This is a genomic window from Microcoleus sp. N9_A1 (assembly GCF_036701795.1).
GTDB lineage: Bacteria > Cyanobacteriota > Cyanobacteriia > Cyanobacteriales > Microcoleaceae > Microcoleus.
The window spans coordinates 214,806-226,018 of record NZ_JAUBRI010000001.1 but is presented as its reverse complement, the minus strand read 5'-3'; the positions used below and the strand labels follow the sequence as shown (position 1 = coordinate 226,018).

The window sequence follows — 11,213 nt, the reverse complement described above, 5'->3', positions numbered from 1 at the left end:
CGAAAAATCTTCTCTTCATCCCTTGGGCTTGTCTTGGCAACTAGATTAACTGTTACCCCTACTTATTGAGCCGATACGATTTTCCCTTCATACTCAGCTTTGTATTTAAGCATTGTGAGAAACATCCCCCAGCCAACATCGCTGATTGCCTTGGCTAGATTATGATTCCGTACCATACCTTTGATGTTGAGATTTTCCACTGCAATAACTTGGTTTTCGTTTACTACCTTGCGGGATAGTTTGTGCAGAAAATCTTCACCACATTGGGCAATTTTAGAGTAAACTTTTGCCACTTTCAATCTGGCTTTATTCCGGTTGTTGCTACCTTTCTTTTTATGGGATAGCTTTTGTTGTTTCCGTTTGAGGTTTCTTTGATGCTTGACAAAGAATCTAGGATTATCAAACTTTGAGCCATCACTGGTAATTACAAAGTGAGTTAATCCCACATCAAGCCCAACTGTTTTATTAATTGGTACTGATTCGGCTTGATCTTTACCATCATCAATTAAAACGGAAACAAAGTATTTACCGTCAGGGTTGCGAGATACTGTGACAGTTTTAATAGCTCCATCAAAAATTCTATGCAGTTTGCAATGCACCAAACCAATTTTAGGTAGATTGATGTAGTCATTTTCAAACTTGACATTTAGGGGATAGCTAATCGACTGTCTGCCATGCTTAGATTTGAATTTAGGCGGCATGGCACGCTTATCAAAAAAGTTTTTGTAGGCTGTCGATAAATTCAATGCCACGACTTGCAAGCATTGAGAATAAGGATCTTTTAGCCATTCATATTCTTTCTTGAGATTAGGTAGCAATCCCTGTATGTACCCTCTAGACAATTCCTTACCAGTATTCTTATATGTCTCTTGACAAAGGTTTAACGCATAATTCCAGAACCATCGCGCACAGCCAAAAGACTTCGCAAGCAAGGTTTCCTGCTCACTCGTTGGATAGATTCTGTACTTGTACGCCTTATACATTTATCAAGATTGTAGGATACTGATAAGCTGATTATTGCATACACAACTACTATATTGACTCGCTGTCGCTCAATTTATTTTCTGGTTCGTTTTCATCCCGTCGCTCACCCTTGTAAACGGGTATAGCGCGGGACTTCCCACTCACGTTAGTTAAATCTTAACCGCAGATGAATGCAGATTCATAACATCATCTGCGGTTAAAATCGGGAGCATCTCAATGAAAGCAGCCAAGCTAGAAATTGGAGTTAGGAGCCAGAAGCCAGGAGGAAATAGTCAGAAGGAAGGAGTCAGAAGAAGTGTTTTTACAAATATGAGATGCTCCCTTAAAATATTCCTCAAGATACAGGAAAATAAACAACAAGCATCGAAATATTTGGGTGAGTCCGGGCGATCGCTTCCGGTTCTTTGAGAGTTCCCGGTTTTTCCCACAAATTCTGGTGAGAAATTGTTGTTAAAATCAGCAAATCGTGTTCTAACAAATTCTGCGAAACTAGCTTGATAAAATTGCCCCGCACCCGATTTACTGGTATCTCAGAAAGAATTTCCACCTCCGCCGCACTTTTGTTGCTTTGTTCCCGTTTTGTCGCCACCAACAACACTTGCAAAGTCGCCTTGAGTTCGTCGGCCAAACTCTTAGCAATATCCACGGTTTCCTGAAATCCAAACCGAGTCAACTCGCTGTCAGTTACCGCCAAAATAATTCTGGCTGTATTCTGGATAGGATCGGGAAATCGAGCAATCAGTACGGGTACGGGCGATCGCCTCACTATATTGTCAATGATGCTGCCAAAAAAATTGTCGCGAGTCGTGGAAAATCCCTTCCAACCGCAAACTATTAAACTAGCCTCGCGTTCGGTTGCACTCCGCAGAATTCCGCGATCGATCGCATCATCTATCCTCGCGATCGGTTCCACCGCACAAGCCGCAGCATGGGCCACAGTTTCCGCAGCCGTCAAAAGTTGAGTTTGCTGCATTTTATCTGCAGGTGAAATTGCTTCCCCGCGATCGGACAAAATATGCAGCGGCAGCAAAGTTCCCTGAGATGTTTTTGCTAAAATCAAAGCCAAACGCAGCAAATTATCTTCCGTATTCGGGTTAGCAACAGGCACTAAAACTCGATCTCCCCATGAATGCTTTCCCGAAGTAGCAGCCGGCAAACTCGACTCCGGCTGCTGCATTTCTTGACCCCACCGAGATACAATCCAAGGAGAAGCCACACAAGTTACTAAAATCATGGCAATGATGCCGTTCACCGTTACGCGATCGACCAATTTAATCTCAAAAGCAACCGTAATTGCAGCCAAAGTAGAAGCAGCTTGAGCAGCAGAAAGACCGAACATTACCATAATGTTTGGAAACTTAAAACCAAATATTTTCCCCGGTATCCAAGCTGCCAAAAACTTGCTCCCCAATTCTGCTAAAATCATCACCCCCGCCACCAACAAAGACTGCGGCTGCTTCACCAAAATTAGCGGGTCAATTAACATCCCCACAGAAATCAGAAAAAACGGCACAAACAGCGTATTCCCAATAAACTCAATCCGATTCATCAGCGGACTCATTTTGGGGATGATTTGAGTAATGGCAATTCCCGATAAAAACGCACCAATAATTGCCTCAATCTCAATCATTTCGGCTGCGTAAGAAACTAGAAATAGGGTAGCCAATACAAATATAAATTCGGCATTTTCGTCGTGTCCGAATTTCTTAAAAAACCAGCGACCGATTTTGGGGACTCCCCACAAAGTAGCAAAAGTGTAGATAGCAAGAGATGGAATGAGAACCAGCCAAAAATCTAGAGTGAGATTTCCTTTGTAAGCTTTGACAACAATTGCCAGCACCAACAGTCCCAACACATTCGTAATTAAAGTCCCGCCCAAAGTCGTAGTAATAGTCTGAGTTCGCATCAATCCCAATTTTGTGAGAATTGGTAGGGCTAAAAGCGTGTGCGTAGCGAAACAAGAAGCGACTAAAATTGCAGCCAGCCAGCTATATCCCAACAGCAGCATCGCTCCCGTGCCCAATATCATCGGCAAGGAAAAAGTAGCCAGCCCAAATATAACAGCTTTGTCTGCATTGAGTTTGAGGTCATCGAGGCTAGTTTCTAGTCCCGCTAGGAACATCAAAAATAGCAATCCTACAGTACCTAACAAAACAATAGTAGCGTCCCGTTGCAGCAAATTGAGACCGTTGGGCCCGACAATTACGCCGGCAATAATTAAACCGACGATTCCCGGCAGCCGCAAGCGCTCAAATAACAGCGGTGCGAGTAGCATGATTGCTAAAAGAACTAGGAAAACGGGAACAGGGGCGGTAATTGGCCCGGAAGTTAACATGAATTTTTTACCCTACATATTGGCAGCGAACTGGTACCACTTTTAAAATAAAACCCTCAAAATATCTATCAATCTAAAGAGGTATTCTCAATATTTTACAGCGTAATTGGTAATAAGTTGGACTGGGCGGGAAAAACCGGGTTTATTGGTAAAATACGGGTTTGATGACGAGAAATTTCTGAAAAAAACCTGGTTTCTAGTTCCCCGCACACAAGTCCTGATTTGGAATAATACCCATAAAAAAGGGAAACGTGCTTTTATCCCTTACCTTTCTCTATTTAAAATCTAACACCGGGAAAGGTTTCGCCGCTTCCATCTGCGCCGCTAAAGCAATTAAAGTTGCTTCCGCTGCGGGCCGCCCGATAATTTGAATACCCACGGGTAAACCGTTGTTATCTAAAATAGCAGGAAGTGCGATCGCAGGCAAACCGCTAGCATTAAATGGCGGACAAGGAGCAACCCAATTAATAATCCGCTGCAAAGTTTCCTCACAACTCAAATCCGCCCACTCTCCAACCCGGATTGGCGAGTGCATATAAGTGGGCAAAACTAAGACATCAAATTTTTCAAAGAATCCCACAATCCGCCGTGAAATAACCTGCATTTGATTCACCGCCCGCAAATATTCCCCAGCCGAAACTGTTCTTTCCAACAGCCAGCGATTCATCGGTTCCAAAACTTTGCTGGGAATGCCGCTTGCACCCGCCCCAGACTGCCAAATGACTGTAAAGGGTTCGATTAAACCCGTAAAATCGGGGCATCCCGGTTCGACATCGTGACCCAAATCTGCCAATAATTTTACGGTATCAAGTACCGCTTGCTGACACACAGGCGCTGCCTCACCCACGGGAGCAATATTGGTAGAAAAAGCAATTCGCAGCTTGCCCAATTTTTCACTGGCAGCCTTTAGAAACGTGGGATTTTGGTCTGGTAGCCAGTACGGATCGCCGGTTGTGTACCCTGACATCACGTCTAAAAGTGCGGCCGCGTCAGCTACGGTACGCGCTAGAGGGCCGTTGGTAGAAATTCCGCTCAGGTAATCTCCGACAGGTGCCCAGGAAACTCGCCCCCGCGAGGGTTTAATGCCGACTAAACCGCAGGCGGAAGCTGGGCCTCGGATCGAACCGCCGCCGTCTGAACCTTGGGCGATCGCGCATAAACCGGCCGCTACAGCCGCTGCTGAGCCGCCGCTGGAACCTCCGGGCGTGTAGCCTAAATTCCAGGGATTGCGGGCGGGCCGGAAACCTGGGGGCTCGGTGTAAGGCAATGAGCCGATTTGAGAGGTTGCTGTTTTGCCCAGAATGTTAAATCCGGCTGCTTTGATTCGCCAGACTACTGACTCGTTGTAGGGAGATATGTTACTGTGCAACGCCTGAACTCCATAAGTACAGGGAATGTCGGCAACTGGTGTCAAGTCTTTGATGCCGATCGGCACTCCGAAAAATGGCGGCAATTCCTCTGACTTGTTTAAGCCTGCTAGGTGTTCGGTTTGCGCTGTCGCTAGTTCGATCGCCCGATCAGCCGTTACTGTAAAATAACTACCAAGCTGATGGTTTAATCGATCGATCCGTTCCAAGTACAGATTGACAATTTCTAGAGGCGATACTTCCCGATCACGGATAGACTTCGCTAATTCTAGGGCTGGAGTAAAAGCCTGATCGACAGAATTCATCCGTTTAACTCCTTAATAGTTGGGCAAAGTATAATTTAATGCTGTTGAGTTGCGGCAAACTCTTGTCCTTAAGAAATTTATCCAAAAAAGTCAAAAATCCATATTTGATCATATATCGAGAGTGATGGCATCCTCCAATTGGCAGAATATTTCCTTAGTAGTGCAGCACTACGACCCCCTCTTGGGATAGACTGAGAACAACAGTTAAGCTTTTGTGCAAGAGACGCTCTTCGGGCGATCGGCATTGTTCAACTCCCACAAATCATCTGTTCGAGTCAGCCTTCTCACCAACTTAAGGTAGCGCATATGACACAACAGCATCCGCCAGCTCCTCGCCCGCCCGTACCCGGAGCCCCCCCACCACCAGGAATGCCCCGCCCTCCTGCTCCCGGAATGCCCCCCAGAGCAGCAGGAATGCCACCAGCACCCCCGCCCGCACCAGCACCAGCACCGCCGCCTGCACCAGCGCCCCAATCCTTCGCCACACCTAAAGGCCAGAGCTCTAGCAGCGGCGGAGTTCCGAGTTTGAAAGAGCTAGTAATCCGAGCCAAAGAAGAAGGAGTATCCGACCTTCACCTCGGAGTAAACGAATTCCCCCGCTTCCGCACGCGGGGCGAGATTGCCGACATCGGCTATCCACCGACGGATTTAGATACGTTTTTTGGCTGGCTGCGCGAGTGCATGAGCGATGAAGAAATAGAAAGTTTCCAAAAAACCCTAGACTTTGATGGCGCTTTCGACTTCGGCTTCGTCCGCATTCGGATCAGTTGCATGGACTCCTTGGCCGGCCCGGCGATGGTGCTGCGGCTAATTCCTGCCAAAATATTGACAATGGAGGAATTGAAGCTGCCGGAGGTATTTAAGAAAATATGCGGCTACCACAAAGGGCTGATTTTGGTGACGGGCCCGACAGGTTCGGGCAAGTCTACCACCTTGGCGGCGATGATCGACTACATCAATAAGAATAAAGCCTACAACATCATCACGATCGAAGACCCGGTAGAATTCGTACACGAAAGCAAAAAATCCTTGATCAAGCACCGCGAAGTCGGCCGGCACACCCTCAAGTTTATGAATGCTCTCAAAGGCGCTCTGCGACAAGACCCGGATATGCTGCTAGTCGGAGAAATTCGGGACAGAGAGACGGTGGAAATCGCCCTCAAAGCCTCTCAAACCGGTCACTTAGTTGCAGGAACCCTGCACACTAACAGTGCGATTAAAACCCTGAACCGGATTCTGGATATGTTCGGGGCGGAAGAACAAGAGGCCATACGGGTTTCAATTTCCGAATCCTTAGTGGCAATTATTGCTCAACTGCTGTGCAAAACCACAGACGGGAAGCGGGCTGCTTTCCACGACGTTATGATCAATACCGACGTGGTTAAGGAATACATTCTGAAGGGGCAGAATGAGGAAATCAATCAAATCATGATCAAAGATACTTATGAAGGCATGACGACGATGAATAAGTCGCTCTACGGCCTTTATCAAGAAGGTCGGATTACTGAAGAACTTTGTGTAGAGAACTCGCCGTTCCCGAACGAAATGGCTCAGATGCTTCGGGGTCGAGTCTAAAGGTGGAGTGTTAACAGTTAACAGTTGACTGTTAACTGTTAACTTTAATTGGTGTACTGAATTGAAAGTCGATCGCCCGATTTTGCCAGAATTTTTCAAAGGCATTGCACTATTTACGCCAGGGGGAGACTTAATCTATTGCATAGATCCCCGCAAGCAAACTCAGTGGCACTTGCAGTTGTGCGTAGCTCTACAGGAGATCCTCGGTTTGTCGGAACCGCCGCATTTTCTGATACCTTGCTATACGGCAACTGTTGACTGCTGGATCGATCGCACCGATCGACAGTTGCGGGTTGCAGCCGAGGCATACCCCCCCGTGCTGCGACATCAAACGCTACTAAATGCCATTTTTGGCACTGCTGACTTGGTTTGGGAAGCCCGCAGCGAAGAAATTTGCGAACCAATGGCGATCGCAACTTATCACGAACAATTCCCCGAACTTTGGGAAAATCACGACTTAGTTATACAGTATGCCAGCCCCGAAGCTCGATCGGACTGGAGTAGTTCGATCGTAACTCCCTTGGGCTTTCCGCTATTGCAGCAGACTCGGCTTCCCAAACCAACAGCACTCACCCCACCGCCACAAACTCAAGGGTACGTTTTGCGTCTGTTTGTTTCCGGCAGCAACCCCAGCACCGAACGCACCCTCGAAAATTTACACCAGTTTTTAGAGCAATGCCTCGATCGTCCCTACACTTTAAAAGTAATTGATGTTTTGAAACATCCAGAACAAGCTGAGGCAGATCAGATTTCAGCAACTCCTACTTTGATTAAAATCTGGCCGAAACCGGTGCGACGAATTGTTGGCGAATTGAACGATGATGAAAAAATAGTGCGGCTGCTGAGCTATTCGGAATTTTAGATGGGGGCGAGGATTTTTGCGATTATTTAATACTGGCGATCGCACACATTGTATCTGTAGGGTGCGCACTGCGCACCTTACCCCTGCTTGGGGCGGAGCAGACCATTTTTTTGCCTTATTCCTATCTCCGAAAGAGATGCTCCCAAAGCCCATCGGCTTAATCAGGAAGACAAACATCAGGAGGGCACAAACTGGCGAAATCCAAAGTTGTGACTTCCAGCGTATCCAACTCAACTCTCCGAATTAGATGATTGTTCGTATCAGCAACAAACAAATGAGGCCCGATCGCACTCAAGCCTGAAGGTTCAAAAAATCGAGCATTAAGACCTTTAGCATCAACCAAACCTGCTGTACCATCTCCAATCATCGTTCTGCACGTACCGCCCCGGTGGTCGATCCGCTTAATTTTGTGATTGTAAGTATCAGCCACCCAGAGGTAATTTTGAGCGTATTCAACACCCAAACAGTGCTGCAACCTTACCTCATCAGCGCGACCATCTTTATCCCCAAAACCAAACAATTCACCGCTACCGCAGACAGTTCGCACCTTCGGGTCTTCATCAATACCCACAGCACGAATCGAACTAATTTCGCTGTCAGCAACAAACAACTCCGATCGATCCGTAGAGAGGCCGCTGGGCTGAGAAAAAGCAGAATCTGCAAGATTCCCGTCAACACAGGATTCTCTGCCAATACCCGCATAAGTGCCAATCGTGCCAGTGTCTAACTGCATTTCCCAAATCTGGTGCGAACCCGCCATTGCAATAAAAAGTCTATTTCCAACTCTTTCTAAATCCCAAGGCGAATTCAATTGCGTTTCTAAACCCTTGCCGCTGGGGGGTGAAATTTCGTGACTTTGTTCGCCCGTACCAGCAACAGTTTCTACCCGTTGAGTCGTAAAATCAATCTTTCTGAGAGCATGATTTTCCGTATCAGCAATATATAGAATTTGACTTTCTGCATCAAAAGCCATACCTTGAGGTGCAAAAAACTCAGCCTCTTCAAAGTCCCCATCAGTTAAACCCGGTTTGCCGCTACCGATGACGTGCAGCACCTCACCTTCGAGGGTGCTGACAACAATCCTATTGTGGCCGGAATCTGCAATAAATAAGCAAGAACCGACTAAGTTTTGTATAACTGAATTAGCAGGTCCGGGCAATACAGTTTCATCTACAGATTCATTTTCCTGACTCATTTCGCCCAAAAGCGCGCCCTGTTGGTGAAGCTGTTTTGCCTCCGTTGCAGCGATCGCAAATGCCAGCACTTTACCGGGAAAAGCCAGCGGTGTTGATACAGGTTTGCGCTGTTTTTCTAAGCTAAAACTGAGTTGTTTAAAGTTGAGTGCATTTTTATCTTTGTATTCAGCAATTAACTTGCCAACTAACTCGTCAAGTGCTTCTCTATTGCCTTCGCCGGAAACAAAGCCGACGACATAACTTTCAGGATCGATCACCATTAAAGTCGGCCAAGCGCGAACGGCATAGCTTTGCCAAACTTTCATGCCACTGTCTACAATTACCGGATGTTCGATATCGTAGCGGAGGATAGCTTGGCGGATGTTTTCTACTTCTTTTTCGTTTTCAAATTTGGCTGAGTGAACGCCGATAACCGTGAGGGAATCTTTATATTTTTGTTCGAGGTATTTTAAGTCTGGGAGGACGTGCAAGCAGTTGATGCAGCAGTACGTCCAGAAGTCGAGGAGGACGACCCGCCCTTTTAAGGATTCAATGGATAAAGGTTTTTCGGTGTTCAACCAGGGGTATTTTACGGGGAATTCTGGTGCTCTGACGCGAGGCATGGGATCTCCTTGGTGGGGCGTGAATGATTTTTTACCTTCTTTAATTTAGCGGGAAGTTTGGCAGGATGGGGGAAAAGGGAGGTTGAGTCCGGGAACCGCTTGAGGACATAGGCGATACGCCCGTGCCACAAGAGGAGGGGGAGGGGGCGATCGCACGGGAGTGTTTTTTTGACTGCCGATCGCTCTTGCCACCTTAATTGACGGCTGTTGCGGTCTAAAATACCAAATTTACAAGTTCTCGATCTTACTTTTCTCTGTTGATATTTTCCATAACTACCAATGCCCCGTTAATTTTGTCCGGGTCGATCGCATCTGTCATTGAGTTAACCCACAGATTGATATTCTGCGGTTCCCCTTGCAAAGGCAATAGGACGCGATCGGGGTAATATTGCTCTCGACCTTCGTCGCTTTGAGGTGACAAAGCAGCATTTAACCATTCAGCGAAATTATCATTTTTTAGTTTAATTAAATCCCCCAAACTTACACCTTCTTTGAGTTCGGCATCGCTAGCACCTAGCAATTGCTTTGCCCGATTGTTGGCTGTGATGATATTGCCCTTTTTATCGGTGGAGATGATTGCATTCGGGAGCGATCGCAGTACATCTTTATGTCTTGTTTCTTGTTGTTTGACCTCGGAAAACAGCATAGCATTTTGCAATGCAACACCCGCTTGGATGTTAAACGCCTGCATAAATTCTATGTCGTTGCGACTAAAACTCGCTTTAAACTGTTCAGGGGCGTGCGGCCAATCTGCCGGGTTGTAGGGCGGGAATTCTCCCTGTCGTTTTTTATTAACTAATTGGATGACGCCAATCAATTTTCTGTTTGAGTTAAACACTGGCATACACAGCATACTGCAAGTGCGGTAGCCGGATTGTTGATCTACTTCGGCTCTGGCGGCGCGGGGGTCGTCGTATATATCAAAGGGCATCAACAGCGGTTCGCCGGATTGAGCCACAATACCTGCAAAACCGGCGGTTCTGGGTATGCGAATTTCTTTCAGGTTGCCTTGGATGTTGGGGAGTTTTGTCCACAGTTCGTCTTTATCTTCGTCGATCAGCCACATAATACTGCGATCGGCGTTCATGAGTTCTTTTGCCTTATCCATCACCCTTTTTAGGGTATCTTCTAAGTCTAGGCTGCTCATAGAAAGAGCCCCGATGGCATTCATCAGCGCCGTAATAGCCCGCTGTCTCTGAGATGCCACGTAGAAAGACTTGCAGGATTCTATACTTAAGCGAATCGAGGGAGCAAATTCTTTAAAAACTTGTTCGTCTTCTTCAGTAAATCCAGTCTTGTCGATTTTTTCGTGAATAGTAGTGTGATTTTCGCGATCGGGTTTCAGTTTATTAATGAGTTGAACCACTGCCACTAACTGCCCTGTTTTCTCATTGATAACGGGCATAACCAGCATTGTATAAGTGCGGTAGTCCGTTTTTTCATCCATTTTTTGGGCGTTAGCCGATCGCGCGTCGTTGTAAAAATCATAAGGAATGTTAACCACTTTTTTTTCTGTGGCTGCTTCTCCTGCGATGCCCACGTGGGCGGGAACTCTGATTTCTATGTTTTTGCCATTCTCATCTTTGGCAACTATCGCCCACAGTTCGTTATGTTCTTCATCTAATATAAAAATTGTAGCTCGATCTGCATTTAACAACTCCCCAGTTTTTAATGTGATGGAAGACAACATTTCATTAAGAATGCGATCGCAGCCTTCTGGTTCAAGCAGCTCGATCATTGATAATATGTCGGGAAATCTTTGACAATTTCCACACTTATTATCCCCACAAACATTAGTAATAGCAGATTTAAAACTCTCATTATTGAGAGGTTGTAAAAAACTAAAGCTCATGACATGACTCCAATAATAACTTTGAGATGGTACACTTCACGAACAATTATTAGCAGACAAGATTGCTATACTGGCTTTCTTATCTTGAAATAAATCATCTGTCTTATCTGCGGTTTCCCTCTGACATCAAATATT

Annotated in this window: 5 protein-coding genes and 2 pseudogenes; 2 read left to right on the top strand and 5 right to left on the bottom strand. The window is 46.2% G+C overall.

All coding sequences use genetic code 11. The features are described from left to right. Positions 1-80 precede the first annotated feature (80 nt). From QUA58_RS00890 to QUA58_RS00880, 3 genes and pseudogenes are all read right to left on the bottom strand, one after another. Positions 81-983: pseudogene (locus tag QUA58_RS00890) on the bottom strand (RNA-guided endonuclease InsQ/TnpB family protein); the annotation flags it as partial. A gap of 335 nt (positions 984-1,318) precedes the next feature. Continuing rightward, positions 1,319-3,319 (bottom strand): cation:proton antiporter domain-containing protein, encoded by a 2,001-nt coding sequence (locus QUA58_RS00885; RefSeq protein WP_333392660.1) that lies wholly within the window; start codon positions 3,317-3,319, stop codon positions 1,319-1,321. A 274-nt stretch (positions 3,320-3,593) separates the two neighbouring features. Beyond that, positions 3,594-4,991, bottom strand: coding sequence for an amidase (locus QUA58_RS00880; RefSeq protein ID WP_333248290.1), 1,398 nt, complete (start codon positions 4,989-4,991; stop codon positions 3,594-3,596). Positions 4,992-5,297: 306 nt separating this feature from the next. Between QUA58_RS00880 and QUA58_RS00875 the strand changes: the two genes are divergently transcribed. Next, a complete protein-coding gene (locus QUA58_RS00875) occupies positions 5,298-6,566 on the top strand; it encodes a type IV pilus twitching motility protein PilT (RefSeq protein WP_333248288.1) in 1,269 nt (422 codons plus the stop codon). Positions 6,567-6,627: 61 nt separating this feature from the next. Then, positions 6,628-7,428 (top strand): circadian clock KaiB family protein, encoded by an 801-nt coding sequence (locus QUA58_RS00870; RefSeq protein ID WP_333392659.1) that lies wholly within the window; start codon positions 6,628-6,630, stop codon positions 7,426-7,428. Positions 7,429-7,585: 157 nt separating this feature from the next. Here QUA58_RS00870 and QUA58_RS00865 read toward each other — a convergent pair whose 3' ends face one another. Together QUA58_RS00865 and QUA58_RS00860 are read right to left on the bottom strand one after the other, a co-directional pair. Beyond that, complete coding sequence (locus tag QUA58_RS00865; RefSeq protein WP_333392658.1) at positions 7,586-9,226, bottom strand: thioredoxin-like domain-containing protein; 1,641 nt, start codon at positions 9,224-9,226, stop codon at positions 7,586-7,588. A 247-nt stretch (positions 9,227-9,473) separates the two neighbouring features. Next, a pseudogene (locus QUA58_RS00860) lies at positions 9,474-11,069 on the bottom strand (GAF domain-containing protein); the annotation flags it as partial. Positions 11,070-11,213 lie beyond the last annotated feature (144 nt).